The following is an 18,457-nucleotide window of genomic DNA, read 5'->3' as shown; positions in this document are numbered from 1 at the left end:
ATCAAATAGTCCGGTGGCGATAGCGAGAAGGTCACACCCGTTCCCATACCGAACACGGAAGTTAAGCTTCTCAGCGCCGATGGTAGTTGGGGGCTGTCCCCCTGTGAGAGTAGGACGCTGCCGGGCACATGAAAGAGCACCTGATGGGTGCTCTTTTTTTTGTGTGTTGTGTGTAATGATTGGTAGCTGAATCAGAAAAATGCAGTTATGCGTCACTTCGGTCGACAAATGCGTCACTTTTTCTGAATATGCGTCACTTCGGCACAGATATGCATCACTTCTACGTTAAATGCGACCAGAATCAAATTATATGTGCCACTCCTTATTCTGCCATCTGTTTTAAACGTTAAAACCGTTCTTTATGTAGTTGAATTGTGCTAAATGTAAGATAAACTCCAAAACATGCTAGATAAATCAAAAAACCTGCAAGATAAAATCCAAAAAATGTTAGATAAACTTCAAGAAGTGTTAGATAAATTTCCGAACTTGCCAGAAATACCAAATTAACTAAAACACACCTCAAAGATTTTTATTACTGTCATGCAACGATAAATTTTCTCCACCTAGTCCGGAGGATGGATTATGTATTTAAAGTAAAAGCTTATATGCCTGTAATCCAAAATATAAACCAAATCCAATCAGGGATACTCCAGATAAAACTGAAATAATAGCGAGAATTTTTCCGGATAAAAATCTTCTAAAGCTACTGGCGACCGCTGCCATAGTTACATCCCAGAGAAGAAGACCTGTAAAAATAGCTCCGCTGTATAAAATAACATGGGCCTTGTCATACTCAGTTGCTGTTTTTGCCAGGATGGAACCATAGATGCCGAGCCAAAACAGTATCGTTAAAGGATTTGACAATGACATGAGAAAGCCAGACATGAAGGATTTTACTTTAGATTCATTTTTCGCTCTCAGGCTTGATATTATTTTGCCGGCGCTTAATATGGTTTCCACCCCTGTATATATCAGAACGAAAAATCCAAAGCACCATAAAAAAGCTTTTATTAATGGAATCTCAATAAAATATACTACACCCATATAAACGGCGGCCATATAAACTGCATCTGCTGTTATAGCCCCCAAGCCCACAAGCCAGGCATGGAAAAAACCATTTTTTATCCCTTTATCCAATTGCGCAGCATTTATTGGACCGATTGGCGCTGCAAGCGTGAGACCCAAGAAAACATATCCTAAAAATATGCTCATAAGTGTATAACCCCTAACTGCCAATTCCTGTTTGTACAAAGTGTATTCAATGTATTGGAAGGATAGGACAACTATTTAATCCTTAGCAAGCAGCAGTTTTTGCTACCAGAATGTATTGCCCAATTAAACAACTTTACTGACAAAGCAGGCATAAATTTCTCAACCATGCAAAAAATAAACTGAAAAAAGCAGAGGAGAGTGTTTCTTATGGATGCAAAGCGAGTGAAACAAATTCTTTCATCAACAGCAGATATCGAAGTAAGATACAATGGCGCTTCAGTGTGGATCGATAAGCTCAGTGAAGATGGGAGAACAGCAACAGTACATTTACGAGGCCCGCTTGAAGAAAGGTCCGAGGTGGAAATTGGAGAACTGACTGAATTATAATATGACATTAAGCCGCCAGGATGGGCGGCTTTTCGTCTATATATCCTGATTGGAATCAGTTTCTGCCCGTTCTTTTAAATACTTATTCTCAGAAGAAGCAAAATTTACCGACTGCAGGCTAATTTCTTTATCAATTCCATACAGATCTTTGCCAGTGTCTTCAAAATTATCATGTCGTCTTTCCACATCATTGACCTCCTATTTAAAGTGTTTCCGTTAGTATAAACAGAGATTTTCAATAACATGAAAGGGAAATTATACTTAGAAAACCGTAAATACTCGAACTTATCACTTTACATAGGGTACCGGGGTATAATATGATTGGACCAAGGAGGCTGATCAAATGGCTTTTGATATAGAAAACGAGGATTTATCTGCTGACAGCTGCTGTTCGATTGAATCGGACCGAAAAAGTCATCATTCAGAAAAAGTTAAGAAGAATTTGACTACCCGATTAAACCGAATTGAAGGACAAATACGCGGAATCAAAGGCCTTATTGACAGAGACGTATATTGTGATGATATCATAACACAAATTTCGGCAACTCAGTCTGCTTTGAATAGCGTAGCCAAGCTATTGCTTGAAGGTCATTTGAAAAGTTGTGTGGTTGAAAGAATCCACGAAGGCGATGAAGAAGTGCTTGATGAATTTTTAGTCACAATCCAGAAATTAATGAAAAAATAATGGGAGGCTTCATTATTATGGAAAGCGTAACTTTGAAAGTAAGCGGAATGTCATGCGGACATTGTGTAAAAGCCGTTGAAGGCAGTGTCGGCAAATTAAATGGTGTGGATAGGGTAGCAGTGGACCTTGATAATGGCCAGGTGCAGATTCATTTTGATTCATCTGCAGTTTCACTTGAACAAATCAAAGAAACAATTGACGATCAAGGCTATGATGTGAAGTAATATAATTCGGAAGGAACGTGTGAATAAGATGCACGTTCTCTTTTTTTACAAATTAAGAAATTTACCTAGTTATGTTCGATTGACATATAGGGTAGAGGGGTATAGTATATAGGTGTAACGTACTTCGTGTGATAAAGGAGTGGGAATTATGGGTGGTGCAGCCCTGAAGGAGGTTCACCTTCCGATAACAGGAATGACATGTGCAGCCTGTTCATCTCGAATTGAGAAGGGGCTAAATAAGCTGAATGGTGTCCAGGAAGCAAGTGTCAATCTTGCATTGGAAAAAGCAGCGATAAAATATAATCCGGAAGTAACTTCTGTTGAAGCTTTTGAGAAGAAAATTGAGGATCTCGGTTATGCAGTAGTATCGGAGAAAGCAGAGTTCGAATTGCTTGGGATGACATGCGCGGCCTGTTCATCTCGAATTGAAAAAGGACTTAATAAACTTCCTGGGGTAAAAAACGCTGTGGTCAATTTGGCTCTTGAAACGGGGACTGTTGAATATAATCCCGAGCAAGTCTCCGTCCAGGATATGATAAAGAAAGTAGAGAATTTGGGGTATCATGCAAAAGCAAAAACCGATAAAGACCAAGAGGCAGAAGGTTACAGGGAAAAGGAAATTGAGAAGCAAAAAGGCAAATTTCTCTTTTCATTAATTCTTTCCATCCCTTTGTTCTGGTCCATGGTGGGACATTTCGAGTTTACATCTTTTATTTACGTTCCTGATATGTTTATGAATTCGTGGGTTCAGCTGGCGCTTGCAGCTCCAGTGCAATTTTTCATTGGAAAACAATTTTATGTTGGAGCGTATAAGGCATTGAAAAATAAAAGCGCCAATATGGATGTGCTGGTGGCACTGGGTACTTCTGCAGCATTTTTCTACAGCTTATATCAATCATTATTATCACTTGGCAGGAACGGGCATGTGGTGGAGCTCTATTATGAAACAAGTGCCATTCTAATAACATTAATCATTTTGGGTAAGCTGTTTGAAGCGAGGGCTAAGGGGCGTTCTTCTGAAGCAATCAAAAAGCTTATGGGGCTTCAGGCAAAAACAGCAACTGTCTTAAGGGAAGGGGAAGAAATAGAAATTGCTCTGGAAGAAGTTTTTGATGGAGATATTATATATGTAAAGCCGGGTGAAAAAATACCGGTTGATGGTGAGATTATCGAGGGACAGTCTGCATTGGATGAATCCATGCTGACGGGGGAAAGCGTACCTGTTGATAAAACAGCTGGAGACACAGTCATTGGATCCACCCTTAATAAAAATGGCTTTTTGAAAATTAAAGCCACGAAAGTTGGCAAGGATACGGCACTGTCACAGATTATTAAGGTAGTGGAAGAAGCACAAGGTTCCAAGGCGCCCATACAGCGGATAGCAGATAAAATCTCCGGGATATTCGTTCCGATTGTTGTGAGTATAGCCGTGGTTACATCACTGGTATGGTATATATGGGTAAGTCCAGGTAATTTTGCAGAAGCCCTTGAAAAATTGATTGCCGTCCTGGTGATTGCATGTCCATGTGCCCTAGGTCTGGCTACGCCAACTTCTATAATGGCTGGTTCAGGCCGGGCAGCGGAATATGGGGTTCTTTTTAAAGGCGGGGAGCACCTGGAGCTTACACATGAAATCACTACTGTCGTTCTTGATAAAACCGGCACCGTAACACATGGCAAACCGGTTTTAACGGATGTGATTATGGAAGGCAATGTTGAAGAAAGTGCATTTCTTCAGCTTGTTGGATCAGCTGAGAAGCAGTCTGAGCATCCATTGGCCGAAGCGATTGTGAAGGGAATAAAAGATAAAGGAATCACTCTATTTAATCCGCAGGAGTTTGATGCTATTCCCGGCTATGGTATTAAAGCAAAAGTGGAAGGCAAAAACCTCCTGGTCGGTACAAGAAGATTAATGGAAAAATACGATATAAATATCCATTCAGCCAAGCTGGAAATGGAAAAACTTGAGGAAAATGGAAAAACAGCCATGCTAGTTGCAGTCGATGGCAAATATGCGGGCATCATTGCAGTGGCTGATACGATAAAAGAAACATCCAGAAACGCAATCAATCGCTTAAAGCAATTGGGAATTGAAGTCATTATGATAACAGGAGATAACAAACGTACGGCTCAGGCAATAGCTGAGGAAGTCGGGATAGACTCTGCAATTGCAGAAGTTCTGCCTGAAGGCAAGGCAGAAGAAGTAATTAAACTTCAAAACCAGGGTAAAAAAGTCGCCATGGTCGGCGATGGCATAAACGATGCCCCTGCACTTGCTATTGCTGATATTGGAATGGCAATTGGCACTGGTACAGACGTTGCGATGGAAGCAGCCGATATTACTCTTATGAGAGGGGATTTAAATAGTATTGCAGATGCCATCCTAATGAGTAAAAAAACCATAAGGAATATCAAACAAAATCTATTCTGGGCATTTGCATACAATACCCTTGGCATCCCAGTGGCTGCATTAGGGTTCCTTGCACCCTGGCTTGCAGGTGCAGCAATGGCATTCAGCTCCGTATCTGTCGTTTTAAACGCACTTCGATTACAAAGAGTGAAAATAAAATAGAAAAAAAATTTAATTGAAGGAGGCAGATAATCATGAAAAAATGGGCAGCAGCTGCGATTGCTTATCTCGTGCTTGTGATAACAGTTTATACAGTATATGATTCTTTTTGGGCTGAACCAGAGCCTATGCCTCATGAAAATGAGATGGAGAATCATCGATGAGAAATGAGCGGGCAGAGGGAAATCCCCTCTGTTTTTTCTGTATGAACGATTAAAAATTTGTAATCTATTTCCCTATATGATAGAATCATCTACAACATATAGTATTAGTATAAATGATTAAAACTACATATAGATCGTTATTGGTGTCCTTTATGGACTTAATAGGGAATTCGGTGAAAAACCGAAGCTGTCCCCGCAACTGTAAGTGCAGACGAAAAGAGCATGCCACTGTACAAAACGCTTTATGGTGTTTGTATGGGAAGGGCTTTTAGTAGAGTGAAGCACAAGCCAGGAGACCTGCCAGGGCGATCGAATGTTTCTTATCTTCGGGGATTGAGATGATGAAACGATCGCGTAATGGCCGTTTGTTCATCTGCTTTCTGCTATTATTCTATCGTTTGATCCGCTCATTTTCCGGGCGGATTTTTATTTTGCCTTTAGGAGGAAGTAAAATGGTCCAAACCATAAATCCGATAGAAATTTTGGAAGAACTTAAGATTAAATTTCCGCAACTCGACTTTGAACAACTGTTAAAAAGGCATGAAGAATTGAATCAGCAGAGAGCAGATGCCATTTATGACCAGCTTATACTTGATTGTTTATCATTTATAAGCATTGACGAGCCTGATTGGACGTTTGCCGCTTCACATCTGCTTCTTAAAAAGCTCTATATCGAGTCCGGCAAAAACAGAGCATGCGAACCGGATGAATGCTACACACATTTTTATGAGCTAATTGAACGTCTGACCTCGTTGGGTATTTATGATCACGATTTATTAAATATGTACTCAAGGAATGAGATAAATGAGCTGTCCCATTATATAAAAAAAGAAAATGACCGTTTATTTACATATCTGGGGCTGAAAATGCTGGCTGACCGATATCTAGCCAGGGACAAACAAAAAAATTTATATGAGCTGCCACAGGAGCGGTTCATGATCATCAGCATGGTACTGATGAAAAAGGAGCCGAAAAGCAAGCGGCTTGAGCTTGTTAAAGAAGCTTACTGGGCGATGAGCGGTTTGTATATGACAGTTGCCACTCCAACGCTCGCTAATGGAGGGAAAAACTGGGGACAGCTTTCAAGCTGTTTTATCGAGACCGTTGACGACAGTCTTGATTCCATTTATGACAGCAATACCGATATCGCATCACTGTCTAAAAATGGCGGCGGGATTGGAGTGTATTTGGGGAAAATCCGCAGCAGAGGCAGTGATATTAAAGGTTTTAAAGGGGCATCTTCCGGTGTGATTCCATGGATGAAGCAACTGAATAACACTGCTGTCAGTGTCGATCAGCTTGGCCAAAGGCAGGGTGCCATAAGCGTATATCTGGATGTCTGGCATAAAGATATCTTCTCATTTCTTGATGCAAAGTTAAATAATGGAGATGAGAGGCAGAGGACACACGATTTATTCACAGGAGTCTGCATTCCGGATTTGTTTATGGAAAAAGTGGAATGCCGCGGGTATTGGTATTTATTTGATCCCCATGAAGTCCGCACGGTAATGGGCTTCTCACTGGAGGATTTCTATGATGAAGGGGAAGGCAATGGTTCATTCCGCCAAAAATATAAAGAGTGCATAGATAACCCTATCTTATCAAGGGGAAAAGTTCCTGCTATCGAAATCATGAAATCCATCATGAGAAGTCAGCTTGAAACCGGGACACCATTCATGTTCTATCGGGATGAGGTAAATCGTAAGAATGCGAATTCCCATTGCGGGATGATTTACTGTACCAATCTGTGCACTGAGATCGTGCAAAACCAGAGCGTTACAAAGAGAGTCGAAGAATATACAAGGGACGGGAGAATTATTATCGAGAAACAGCCTGGAGATTTCGTTGTATGCAATCTTTCTTCCATCAATCTTGCACGGGCCATAAATGAAGGAGTCCTTGAAAGACTTGTGCCCATTCAGGTGAGGATGCTTGATAATGTTATTGATATTAATAATATTCCAGTTCCTCAGGGGCAGATCACAAATCAAAAGTACCGCGCGATTGGGCTGGGGACTTTTGGCTGGCACCACCTTCTTGCACTGAAAAAAATCACATGGGAAAGCGAAGAAGCAGAAGCATTTGCTGATACTCTATATGAACAAATTGCTTTTTTAGCGATAAAAAGCTCTATGAGTCTGGCAAAAGAAAAAGGAAGTTATTCAGTTTTTAAAGGCTCTGATTGGGAAACCGGCGCCTACTTTGAAAAGCGGGGATATCTGGAGTCAGATTCAGCCTTGGACTGGGCTGCATTGCGGGAAGAAGTAAGGAAGTACGGTGTTAGAAATGCCTATTTGCAGGCTGTTGCCCCTAATGCATCAACTGCCTTAATTGCAGGTAGCACTCCAAGTATTGATCCTATCTTTAAAAAGCAGTATTCCGAAGAGAAAAAGGATTATCGGATCCCTGTTACGGCTCCTGATATAAATAATGAGACCATTTGGTATTACAAATCTGCTTATCACATTCACCAGGAGTGGAGCATCAGGCAGAATGCAAACAGGCAAAAACATATAGATCAGGCTATCTCATTTAATTTTTATATACCTAACCATATAAAAGCTATCGATCTTTTAAATCTGCATGTTACAGCATGGAAGAATAAATTAAAAACAACTTACTATATCCGTTCAACTTCATCAGAGGTTGAAGACTGCGAATCTTGCTCAAGCTAAAGGAGGGCTCTTATGAATACTCTAAAAAAAAGACCTATAATTAATCAATCGGCGCCTAATAAATCAACTTCAATCATCAATGGAGAATGCTCCAATATCCTTAATTGGGATGATGTCCGCTTCTCATGGGCCTATCCAAAGTATAAAAAAATGCTCGCGAACTTTTGGACGCCTTTTGAAATTAATATGTCGCAGGACATTAAGCAATTTCCGACATTAACGAAAAGTGAACAAGAAGCATTTTTGAAAATCATTGGGCTGCTTGCATTGCTCGACAGTATCCAGACCGATTATGCAGGAAAAGTTGCTGATTACATTACCGACTCAAGCCTGTCAGCACTTATGATCATTCTTGCACAGCAGGAGGTTATTCATAATCATTCCTATTCCTATGTTCTATCAAGCCTTGTTCCCAAACCAAAACAGGATGAGGTTTTTGAATTCTGGCGAACAGAACCTATATTAGCTGAAAGAAATGAATTTGTTGTGAATGGATATAAAGATTTTGCAGAAAGTCCAAGTGCGGAGAACCTGCTGAAATCAATTGTATTTGATGTCGTTCTCGAAGGACTTTTCTTTTATTCCGGCTTTGCATTCTTTTATCACCTGGCAAGGAATCAAAAGATGGTTGCCACCTCAACGATGATTAATTACATCAACCGGGATGAACAAATTCACGTAGATTTATTTGTTAAAATTTTTAAAGAAATCCTTAAAGAAAATCCGGAGCTCAATACAGCTGAACTGAGTGAATTTGTCCAGGAGACTTTTAAAAGAGCAGCTGAACTGGAAATTGAATGGGCAAGAGAGGTGATCGGCAGCAAAACTGAAGGAATATTGCTGACAGATGTTGAAGCTTATATTAAATTTTATGCCAATGTCCGCTGCAGCCAGTTGGGATATGAACGGCCGTTTGAAGGCTATCGGACCAATCCTCTCCGCTGGATAGTAGCTTACGAGCAAGTTGACCACGGGAAGTCCGATTTTTTCGAGCAAAAATCACGGCAATATACAAAAGTTCAAATAGATAATGGGTTTGACGAATTATAGAAAAGAATATATTAAAAAAGATTCTGCTTCAGAGCAGAATCTTTTTTTGATGTGCGCCCGGCATGGGTGCAGTCTATAGGGTGAAAGTCCCGAGCCATGAAGGCAGTAGTAGTGGTTAGCTTAACGCAAGGGTGTCCGTGGTGACGCGGAATCTGAAGGAAGCGAGCGGCAAACCTCCGGTCTGAGGAACACGAACTTCATATAAGGCTAGGTACCATTGGATGAGTTTGCATTACAAAACAAAGTCCTTACTGCCGAAGGTGGTACAGAGTAAATGGAGCAGATAGATGGAGGGAAAGACTGCCCCCTTACCCGGGGAGGTCTGGTTGGAACGCCAAGTAAACTTGGTAACCTATCTAGCAATAGGTAGCTGAACAACCAGAAGTCAGCAGATGTCATAGTACCTACCCTACTCGAGATGGTAAGGGAACGGTACGTCCGGTGGTGTGAGAGGTCGGGGGTTAGCCACCCCCTCCTACTCAATTATGATAATACCGGTTCCACGGCTGTGAAATCAATTCCAAAACCCAAATCCTTCAGCATTTTGTGATCTGCTGTGCTTTCCTGACCGGCAGTAGTTAAGTAATCTCCTACGAAAATGGAATTGGCCGGATATAAACCAAGCGGCTGCAGGCTCCTGAGATTCACTTCTCTGCCACCGGATATTCTGATTTCCTTTGATGGATTGATAAAACGCATCAGACAAAGCACTTTCAGGCAATATAGGGGGTTCAGCTCATCTGTTCCTTCTAATGGCGTCCCATCAATAGCATGAAGAAAATTAACCGGAATGGAGTCGGCATCAAGCACTTTTAAGCTTCGTGCCATAGCTATGACATCTTCTTTGGTTTCCTTCATGCCGATGATAACACCGGAGCATGGTGAGATACCTGCCTCCTTTATTAATTGGACAGTATTTACTCTGTCCCGATATGTATGGGATGTAGTAATGCTCTCATGATGATTTTCTGATGTATTAATATTGTGATTGTAGCGGTCCACTCCGGCTTCCTTCAGCTTCTCAGCCTGTCCAGGCTTCAGGAGTCCAAGGCAGGCGCAGACCTTCATATTGTAGTGATCCTTTATCTCTTTAACAGCAGATACGACTTCATTTAGCTCTTTGTTGCTTGGGCCCCTGCCGCTTGCAACGATACAATATGTTCCAACATTAAGCTGATGCGCCTGTTTAGCTCCCTGTAAGATAGAGTCCTTATCCATCATCCGGTATTTTTCGATTGGTGCAGTAGAGATGCTGGACTGTGAACAATAGCCGCAGTTCTCAGGGCATAAACCGGATTTTGTATTAATAATCATGTTTAATTTAACTCTATTTCCGTAATGATGGTGACGAATTTTGTAGGCACTGTGCAATAAATCCAGAAGCTGATCATCAGGGCAATTTAATATGGACATTGCCTCCAAGTCTGTCAATTCATGTCCTTCCAATACATTATGAGCTAATCTTCGATAATCCATTTATACCCTCCTTTATATTATTAGTTAAGCTGCCCGATTCATTTTTCTGAACTGGCTGCGGGCAAATACTCTATGCTCCAGTCGAAACGCCATTAATCCGGCAAAAATAGAGAGAATAATGTCCTTAGGAAGAGGGACCGCCATCCAAAGCCATGCCATTTGATATGTAAATCCTTCAGGTGCTGTAAACCAGAGTTTATAAGCCAAGTACATCCAATTTGTCTCGAATAGATAATTAATCGCCATTCCAATTAGAGCTGCTGTTATATATACCGGGACTGATTTTTTCTTCTCAATGATTTTCCCGGTGACATACGCTGTTAGAATAAACGAAAGTATAAACCCGAAAGTCGGGTTTAATAATGAAGCAAAACCGCCGCCGAATTTTGAGAAGACCGGGGCGCCTGCAAGTCCGACGAAAGCATAGACAGCCATTGTGATAGCCCCCAGCCGGCTTCCTAAAATAGAACCTGCCAAAATGGCAAAAAAGGTCTGTAAAGTAATGGGCACTCCTCCAATAACCAAAAATGGCACAAATGAAGTGATGTTTGCCCCAACCGCCATCAGGGCAACAAACATACCTGCCAAAGTTAAATCAATTGTCCTCAAACCTGTCTTCATAAAAGCCTCCTGCTAGATTTATATTTATACAATTTAGAATAATAGCAGTAGATGATTATTGTCAACCAAATTTTAAACTAGGTTTACGCAAATGACGTATTTAATAAGATGTCGGAAGGAAGGATAACTAGCGAAGGGGATGGGTTGCTTGATTTTTCCAAATTAAATAGCCGCCTGCACTTTGTTAGCGGCTATATTTAAGTATTAATTATTGCCTATAGTTTTTTTCTCACCACATCAAAAAGTCTGGAACCAATAACAACAAGTGATGATTGCATTCATTCTTAATAGATATTTTCTTCAATTGTATTCTGCGGTGTATCGTATTTTTTAAAACAAAAAAATCCGCTTCCCATAAGAAAGCGGTTCAAAAAAGAGACCTTGGACCAAGTGAATTCTTAAATTAAAACAATATATAGTAGCGTTTGTACTCATAGGAAACTATATATTGTTATTCTAGATTCTAGCATAATATATCATAGAGAGCAAACTATTATTTTAATATATTTAAAATATTCTAATTAAAAGCATAAAACTCATTAAACAATCAAAAACAATCAAAGTATGATTGTTTTTGATTAATTTTGGATGAAAATGATTGATTTTTGCAATCGGTTTCAGTATGATGTTATCAAGAAGAACAACACACCCAGGGAGGTGATGTTTTGTTAACACCAGAGCGCCATAAATTGATACTGCAGCTTATAAAAGAGAAAGGTGTAGTGAAAATTCAGGATCTCGTTGACTTGACAGAAACATCGGAATCAACAATCAGAAGGGATCTTACCCAGCTTGAGGAGGGAAAGTACCTCAAAAGAATTCACGGAGGTGCAGCCAGGCTTCAGGGAAAGCTTCAGGAACCCAGCATGTCTGAAAAATCATCCAAAAGCCTTCATCAAAAGCGCCAAATTGCCCAATACGCGGCAAACCTTGTTGAAGAGGGGGATTCAATCTATTTAGATGCAGGCTCCACAGTAACTGAAATGATTCCCTTTTTGCCTGCAAAAGAAATTGTAGTTGTGACGAACGGCTTAATGCATATTCAGGCATTGATGGAAAGGAATATAAAAACATTTATAATCGGGGGATTTGCCAAGGAACAGACAAAAGCGATCATTGGCAGGGGGGCATTGGCCAGCCTGGAAAATTATCGTTTCGATAAATGCTTTATGGGGGTTAACGGCATTCATCCTCAATTCGGCTACACCACACCCGATCAGGATGAGGCTATGATCAAGCAAATGGCCATTTCGCTTTCAAGAGAGTCATTCGTGCTTGCAGACGACACAAAGTTTTCAGAAATCGCGTTTGCCAAAATTGCCGATTTGCATACAGCAGCAATTATTACAAATGAGCTGAATGAGGATCAGAAGGAGACTTATACCAGCAAAACTACAATAAAGGTTGTGACAGCATGATACACACATTGACGCTAAATCCCTCAGTGGATTACATCGTAGATTTGGATGAATTAATAGTCGGGGGTCTTAACCGCATGCAGCATGATACAAAGTTCCCTGGAGGAAAAGGGATCAATGTTTCGAGAGTGCTGAAAAGAATGGATGTTGAAAGCAAGGCCATTGGATTTGCAGGTGGTTTTACGGGGGATTATATTGTTGATTGCTTAAATAAGGAGAATATCCAAACTGACTTTGTACGAGTTGAAGGTGACACAAGAATCAATGTAAAGATAAAGACAGAGACGGAAACAGAAATCAATGCCAAAGGGCCGGCCATTTCAGGGGGGGATTTCGAGGAACTTAAAAATAAGATCCGCAGCTTATCAGAGGAAGATTTGCTTGTCCTTGCAGGCAGTATTCCATCAACCTTGCCTGAAACAACTTATGAAGAGCTGGTGAAAATCTGTTCTGTAAATGGAGCGGCTTTTGTGGTGGACGCAGAGGGAGAACTATTGAAAAAGGTCCTTCCGTATAAACCATTTTTAATAAAACCGAATCACCATGAATTGGGTGAATTATTCAGAAGGGAATTCACTTCCGCTGAAGAAGTCATCCCATTTGGACAGAAGCTTGTTAAAATGGGTGCGCAGAATGTAATTATTTCACTAGCAGGCAAGGGAGCGGTCTTAATATCTTCTGATGCTGCATACATTTCAAGCGTTCCAAGAGGAAAAGTAAAAAGTTCAGTTGGTGCAGGAGATTCCATGGTAGCCGGTTTTCTTGCAGCTTATGAAAAAAACAAAAATATAGAAAAGGCTTTTCAATACAGTGTTGCTTCCGGAAGCGCAACGGCATTTTCGCTTGGTCTTTGCACAAAAGAAAATGCGGAGGGATTGCTTTCTAAAGTTTCGATTGAAAAGGTCAGCCTAAAAGGGGAGATTTAGGATGAGAATAACAGAATTACTGACAAGAGATACGATTCTGCTCTCATTGAGCGGAACAGGCAAAATGGATGCTATAAATGGATTGGTAAACAAGCTGGATGCAGCTGGAAAGCTTCATGACCGTGATGCCTTCGAGAATGCAATCTTAAAAAGGGAAGAACAAAGCACAACAGGCATAGGCGATGGGATTGCCATTCCTCATGCCAAAACAGGTGCGGTCAAAGAACCCGCTATTGCGTTCGGCAAATCAATAGAAGGCGTAAATTATGAATCACTTGACGGTCAGCCAGCACATTTATTCTTTATGATTGCAGCCCCGGAAGGAGCAAATAATACACATCTGGAAGCCCTATCCAGGCTTTCGTCGATATTAATGAACGAAGAAGCACGTAAAAAGCTTCAGCATGCTGCCTGTGCGGATCAGATAATTGAAATCATTGACAGCTATGATGAGACTGAAGAAGAAGTGGTCCAAAATATTGCAGACAGCAAACGATTTGTAGTGGCTGTAACAGCTTGCCCTACAGGAATTGCCCATACTTATATGGCGGCTGATTCACTAAAGGCCAAGGCAGCTGAAATGGGTGTTGATATTAAAGTTGAAACCAATGGCTCTAGCGGTGCTAAAAATGTTCTGACATCAGAGGAAATCGCGAAAGCAGCAGCAATTATAGTTGCAGCCGATACCAAGGTTGAAATGGAGCGATTCAGAGGGAAGCATGTCCTTGAAACGGCAGTTGCTGATGGCATCCGTAAACCTCAGGAGCTTATTGAAAAAGCGCTTAAGCAGGATGTTCCTGTTTACAAGGGCGGAAATGCGGACAGCAGCGGGTCTGCTGGGAATCAAAAAGAACAAAAAGCCGGAATTTATAAGCACTTAATGAATGGTGTATCCAACATGCTTCCATTTGTTGTGGGTGGCGGGATCCTGATTGCCATTTCCTTTATGTTCGGATATAAAGCAGCAGATCCTAACGATCCGTCATATCATCCTATCGCAGAAGCGCTGATGACCATTGGCGGAGGAAATGCATTTGGATTAATCGTTCCAATCCTTGCAGCATTCATTGCCATGAGTATTGCTGATCGCCCAGGATTTGCTGCAGGTGCAGTTGGGGGAATGCTGACAGCATCTGGAGGTGCAGGATTCCTTGGCGGCATCATTGCCGGGTTCCTTGCAGGTTATGTAGTAGTTGGCTTGAAAAAGGTCTTTGCCGGTCTGCCTTCATCACTTGAAGGAATTAAAACGATTTTGCTCTATCCGCTCTTTGGAATTGCTGTCACAGGACTGTTGATGCTTTATGTGGTGAACAAACCAGTTGGCGCATTGAATTCTGCTATTACCGGGTGGCTTTCAGGTCTTGGCACTGGAAATGCTGTCCTGCTAGGAGCTGTCCTTGGGCTGATGATGGCATTTGATATGGGGGGACCGGTCAATAAATCAGCATACGTTTTTGGTACAGGGCTTCTTGCAAATGGAGTATATGAACCAATGGCCGCAATCATGGCGGCAGGTATGGTACCGCCGCTTGCCATCGCACTTGCCACAACCTTATTTAAAAATAGATTTACTAAACAGGAACAGGATGCAGGAAAAGCAAATTATATTATGGGGTTTTCGTTTATCACTGAAGGCGCAATTCCATTCGCAGCAGCAGATCCATTGCGTGTCATCCCATCCATCATGGCAGGGTCTGCCTTGGCAGGGGCCGTCTCAATGATGGCTGGAATCGGATTAAGGGCACCACACGGCGGAGTCTTTGTCGTCCCTCTAGTCGATGGGCCATGGGGAATTTACCTCACAGGAATAATAGCAGGTGCACTGTTGTCCGCTGTCCTTATTGGAATTCTGAAAAAGCCTGCAAATAAATAATGCATGAACTAAAGCCGGTACTTGATGTATCGGCTTTTATTTTTGTTCTCCTTTTAAAAATAGATTGAAAAAACTGAAAATAAATGCTTTAATTAAAATAAACTCATAAGTCTATATATTTTTTTTGCAATAAATAAACTTCCTAGTCTATTTAAAGCGGAGGTGTAATAACATGGCCATTATCATCGTAATTAAAAGAGGGAACAAACATAAATAAAAATCAAAAATTTAAAACCATGAAGGAGAGCGGCTATGAAAATAAAAAGACTTTCCCAGTGTACCCTTGAGGAGGCGCTCGCAGCCTGGAACAAAGGCTTTGAAGGCTATTTAGTTCCCATTAAGATGGATCTTCAGGCATTTGTTAATCGAATGATATCTGAGGGGCTTTCTCCTGAAAAGTCGATTGTTGTATTTATGCACGGAGAACCTTGCGGAATCATAATGAATGGATTTCGGGAGATTAACGGCAGAAAAATAGCCTGGAACGGAGGCACTGGAATCTCACCTGAATTCAGGGGCAAAGGTCTCTCTGCAGCAATGATGGAAGAAGTAATCAGCATTTATAAAGCTGAAAAAGCCCACACCGCTGTTCTTGAAGCAATTGAAGAAAATGAGAGAGCGATTAAGCTCTACGAAAAAACAGGATATGTGATTACCGATCACTTGCTTTATTTAAATAAGAAGCTTTCGCATAAAGAACGAGACCTATTGAAGGAAAGCCATTTTGTCTTAAAGACGTTATATCCTGAACAGCTGCAGTCACTTAGCATGTATGACAGCAAAGCTGCCTGGCAATGCCAGTGGCAAAGCGCAAAGCACGGAGAAGCAGCTGTACTAATAAATGACGACGGGAACGCGGCTGGCTATATTTTATACAAAAGAATACTTGAAACGGGTGGACGTACAGACCGCATCATCATCTATCAGTTAAGGTTCAGTAATGGAAATGAATATGAAAAAATGACAGAAAGCATTCTTAACCAACTGTTCCTGGATGGAGATGATTCTATTGATTTCACGGCAGTAAACATATCTGTTTCCAATCCAGCATCGAACGCTTTGCTTAAAATGGGATTCGAAAAAAAGGTTGGCCAGGTTATGATGGAAAAGCAGCTATAGTCTTCATTTTTTCAGTTGCCCCCTTTCTTTCAAAAACAAACTTGCGATAATTGAAGTCAGTGTTTAGGCATTATTTCAGCTGGTTTTGTTCTTATGAGGTACATTTGGCTGCTGGATATGAAAGTGATGCAATATTTGAACATGGGTTTTGGGTGATCATGCACGCTTATACATGGTTTATTATCATCAAAGGAAAAGACAGCATTGAGCAGGCAAATTATTATAAACAAACTTTTGATCAGCTCTTGGGCAAGACATTAAAGAGTAATTTCAAAACTGCCATATTCGGCAGTTTTTTGTATTTATTACATGAATCCCTGTTTTTCAGGGTAAAGGAATATTAAAAAGGCTGATAGCATGGAACTGATTAGATGGAGTTATATGAGGAGAAATCAGGTAAAGGGAATCTTTGACTGTTTTCCTGAAGCAATCATTATTTTTAAAAGAATAAGAAATTATTATTTTATCCATAGTGTAGAATGGGGAGGGAATCCTCAGTTTATTGCTGAGCAGCAGCTGGAGGAAATGGAGTATTTGCTTAATCAGGAGATGGGTTTTCTTTATGGGTATCTTCAAAGAAAATCGGCAGAGGCAAAAGATTTGAAAAAATAGGAAAGAAGAATCAATTTACTTGAAATAGAACACATGTTCGACTAAGTGGACAGAATTGTGTTATAATAAAGAAGCAATGGGAGTTTCTCAAGGGTGGTCGGCTAGCCCCGTATTTGAAAGGGGGTGATGCCTTTGACAGTTTTCGAATCGATCATGATGATGATTTCTTTTTCTAGTCTGATCATTGCTGTCATGACTTTTAACCATAAAAAATAGACCTCCCTTGATCTGACAATTGAGGGAGAGGTCTACGTCTTTGACAGGCCGATCCCCTATGGGAACGACTATTGCGAATGACCGTGGGTGCTGCAACACCTGCGGTCGTTTTTTATTCATATTCTTAATTAAAGGATATCATATACGTCTCAGAAAGTCACGGAAATAAGCAGAATTGCATGATCATTAATAGTATATGCAGATCTTATTTAAACATCCCATAATGATTCTTTGCCTGGCGTGCAATACTAAAATTGCAGCACAGTAACATTTAGTTTGACACGTAAACATATAGCGTCTCCCATAAAGCCATCTATGTTTTGTCAAAGGAAGGACGATTCAATTGCCGGCATTTATTTATGAGGATACAAAGATCTTTTATGAAACAATGGGCGAGGGTGTGCCGATCATATTTATACATCCTCCCGCTATGGGAAGAAAGGTATTTCATTATCAGGGCCGTCTGGCAGAGCATTTTCAGGTTGTTTTTCCTGATTTAAGCGGGAATGGAGATACTGCTGGCCCGGAAAAAACAGTAACTATACAAGGATATGCAGAAGAGATAAAAGCAGTTTTAGACCACTTGGATATTGAAAAAGCTGTTATTCTGGGTTATTCATCAGGCGGCATAATTGCTCAGGAGTTTGCCCTCACATATCCGGAAAGGACACTTGGTGTCATTCTCTCAGGAGGATTTCCTGAAGTATTATCGGAAACCTTCAAATATAAGCATATTCTGGGAATGTACTTTGTGAAGCACTTTCCAGGTTTCCTTCAATATGTAATAGCATCGAGCCATACAAATGATAAAAAAGTCAGAGACGAGATTCTGGAGCATATGAAAAAAGCAAACCACACCATGTGGTTTCAATTTTATGATAGATCACTTCACTATTCCTGCACTGATCGCCTTAGGAACTTAAGGGTCCCCCTTCTCCTTATATATGGTTCGAGAGATTTTATTAATCAGCATATAAGGAGCTATAGAAGGTATGTCAGCTTTCAGTCAGCTATAATCAAGGGTGTTTCTCATCAGGTGCCAACTAAAAGGTGGCAACTATTCAATCAAGTTGTAACTGGTTTTGTACAGCAGCATTGTAAATAAAGAAAGGGGCTGGGACAAAACTAGCTTCAGATAGTAAGAAAGGTGAATTTGAGTGCGCTCAAATTCACCTTTCTCTTATTTCAGGGTATTAATTCTTTAAATTCTTATTTTTTGGCAGTGAATTT

General features: G+C 40.7%; 19 protein-coding genes, 1 rRNA gene and 1 riboswitch. Of the genes, 16 read left to right on the top strand and 4 right to left on the bottom strand.

Annotated features, from left to right (window positions below):
* The first annotated feature begins 9 nt into the window (after positions 1-9).
* Positions 10-126: ribosomal RNA gene (gene rrf, locus M3205_RS22875) — 5S ribosomal RNA — on the top strand.
* Between the two features lie 462 nt (positions 127-588).
* On the opposite strand, the gene M3205_RS22870 is transcribed toward rrf, so the two are convergent.
* Positions 589-1,212: a LysE family transporter gene (locus tag M3205_RS22870; RefSeq protein ID WP_251172000.1), complete on the bottom strand. Its 624-nt coding sequence runs from the start codon at positions 1,210-1,212 to the stop codon at positions 589-591.
* Between the two features lie 207 nt (positions 1,213-1,419).
* On the opposite strand from M3205_RS22870, the gene M3205_RS22865 reads away from it, so the two are divergent.
* Complete coding sequence (locus tag M3205_RS22865) at positions 1,420-1,599, top strand: H-type small acid-soluble spore protein (protein ID WP_251171999.1); 180 nt, start codon at positions 1,420-1,422, stop codon at positions 1,597-1,599.
* A gap of 36 nt (positions 1,600-1,635) precedes the next feature.
* Here M3205_RS22865 and M3205_RS22860 read toward each other — a convergent pair whose 3' ends face one another.
* Positions 1,636-1,785, bottom strand: a complete 150-nt coding sequence (locus M3205_RS22860) for a hypothetical protein (protein ID WP_251171998.1) — start codon at positions 1,783-1,785, stop codon at positions 1,636-1,638.
* Between the two features lie 157 nt (positions 1,786-1,942).
* On the opposite strand from M3205_RS22860, the gene M3205_RS22855 reads away from it, so the two are divergent.
* The 6 genes from M3205_RS22855 (at position 1,943) to M3205_RS22835 (ending at position 8,966) form a co-directional block, all read left to right on the top strand.
* Positions 1,943-2,284, top strand: coding sequence for a metal-sensitive transcriptional regulator (locus M3205_RS22855; RefSeq protein WP_251171997.1), 342 nt, complete (start codon positions 1,943-1,945; stop codon positions 2,282-2,284).
* A gap of 17 nt (positions 2,285-2,301) precedes the next feature.
* A complete protein-coding gene (gene copZ, locus M3205_RS22850; RefSeq protein WP_251171996.1) occupies positions 2,302-2,508 on the top strand; it encodes a copper chaperone CopZ in 207 nt (68 codons plus the stop codon).
* A 148-nt stretch (positions 2,509-2,656) separates the two neighbouring features.
* Positions 2,657-5,080, top strand: coding sequence for a heavy metal translocating P-type ATPase (locus tag M3205_RS22845; RefSeq protein ID WP_251171995.1), 2,424 nt, complete (start codon positions 2,657-2,659; stop codon positions 5,078-5,080).
* A 32-nt stretch (positions 5,081-5,112) separates the two neighbouring features.
* The gene (locus M3205_RS25715) at positions 5,113-5,241 is read left to right on the top strand and encodes a hypothetical protein (RefSeq protein ID WP_285886883.1); all 129 of its coding nucleotides are present in this window, start codon (positions 5,113-5,115) and stop codon (positions 5,239-5,241) included.
* A 124-nt stretch (positions 5,242-5,365) separates the two neighbouring features.
* Positions 5,366-5,559, top strand: a riboswitch (cobalamin riboswitch).
* Positions 5,560-5,693: 134 nt separating this feature from the next.
* Positions 5,694-7,916: a ribonucleoside-diphosphate reductase subunit alpha gene (locus tag M3205_RS22840; protein ID WP_251171994.1), complete on the top strand. Its 2,223-nt coding sequence runs from the start codon at positions 5,694-5,696 to the stop codon at positions 7,914-7,916.
* Positions 7,917-7,928: 12 nt separating this feature from the next.
* A complete protein-coding gene (locus M3205_RS22835; RefSeq protein WP_251171993.1) occupies positions 7,929-8,966 on the top strand; it encodes a ribonucleotide-diphosphate reductase subunit beta in 1,038 nt (345 codons plus the stop codon).
* Positions 8,967-9,449: 483 nt separating this feature from the next.
* Here the strand turns inward: M3205_RS22835 and bioB are convergent, their stop codons facing one another.
* On the bottom strand, positions 9,450-10,442 hold the full coding sequence (gene bioB, locus M3205_RS22830; RefSeq protein WP_251171992.1) for a biotin synthase BioB: 993 nt from the start codon (positions 10,440-10,442) through the stop codon (positions 9,450-9,452).
* A 24-nt stretch (positions 10,443-10,466) separates the two neighbouring features.
* A complete protein-coding gene (locus tag M3205_RS22825) occupies positions 10,467-11,063 on the bottom strand; it encodes a biotin transporter BioY (protein ID WP_251171991.1) in 597 nt (198 codons plus the stop codon).
* Between the two features lie 665 nt (positions 11,064-11,728).
* Between M3205_RS22825 and M3205_RS22820 the strand changes: the two genes are divergently transcribed.
* From M3205_RS22820 to M3205_RS22790, 8 genes are all read left to right on the top strand, one after another.
* On the top strand, positions 11,729-12,481 hold the full coding sequence (locus M3205_RS22820) for a DeoR/GlpR family DNA-binding transcription regulator (RefSeq protein ID WP_251171990.1): 753 nt from the start codon (positions 11,729-11,731) through the stop codon (positions 12,479-12,481).
* Positions 12,478-13,407 carry a 1-phosphofructokinase gene (gene pfkB / locus M3205_RS22815; RefSeq protein WP_251171989.1) on the top strand — a complete coding sequence of 310 codons (930 nt, stop codon included), beginning with the start codon at positions 12,478-12,480 and terminating at the stop codon, positions 13,405-13,407. The genes M3205_RS22820 and pfkB overlap by 4 nt, the downstream gene beginning before the upstream one ends.
* A gap of 1 nt (position 13,408) precedes the next feature.
* Positions 13,409-15,280: a PTS fructose transporter subunit IIABC gene (locus tag M3205_RS22810; RefSeq protein ID WP_251171988.1), complete on the top strand. Its 1,872-nt coding sequence runs from the start codon at positions 13,409-13,411 to the stop codon at positions 15,278-15,280.
* 252 nt (positions 15,281-15,532) lie between these two features.
* Positions 15,533-16,399 (top strand): GNAT family N-acetyltransferase, encoded by an 867-nt coding sequence (locus M3205_RS22805; RefSeq protein ID WP_251171987.1) that lies wholly within the window; start codon positions 15,533-15,535, stop codon positions 16,397-16,399.
* 104 nt (positions 16,400-16,503) lie between these two features.
* Positions 16,504-16,743 carry a hypothetical protein gene (locus tag M3205_RS22800; protein WP_251171986.1) on the top strand — a complete coding sequence of 80 codons (240 nt, stop codon included), beginning with the start codon at positions 16,504-16,506 and terminating at the stop codon, positions 16,741-16,743.
* A gap of 37 nt (positions 16,744-16,780) precedes the next feature.
* Positions 16,781-17,011, top strand: coding sequence for a hypothetical protein (locus M3205_RS22795; protein WP_251171985.1), 231 nt, complete (start codon positions 16,781-16,783; stop codon positions 17,009-17,011).
* Positions 17,012-17,170: 159 nt separating this feature from the next.
* On the top strand, positions 17,171-17,227 hold the full coding sequence (locus tag M3205_RS25990) for a hypothetical protein (RefSeq protein ID WP_369425971.1): 57 nt from the start codon (positions 17,171-17,173) through the stop codon (positions 17,225-17,227).
* 343 nt (positions 17,228-17,570) lie between these two features.
* Complete coding sequence (locus tag M3205_RS22790; protein ID WP_251171984.1) at positions 17,571-18,332, top strand: alpha/beta fold hydrolase; 762 nt, start codon at positions 17,571-17,573, stop codon at positions 18,330-18,332.
* Positions 18,333-18,457 lie beyond the last annotated feature (125 nt).

Source organism: Cytobacillus firmus (assembly GCF_023715565.1).
Taxonomy (GTDB): domain Bacteria; phylum Bacillota; class Bacilli; order Bacillales; family Cytobacillaceae; genus Cytobacillus; species Cytobacillus firmus_C.
Note: the sequence above shows the minus strand (reverse complement) of the source record. Positions and strands in the feature narration are given on the sequence as shown.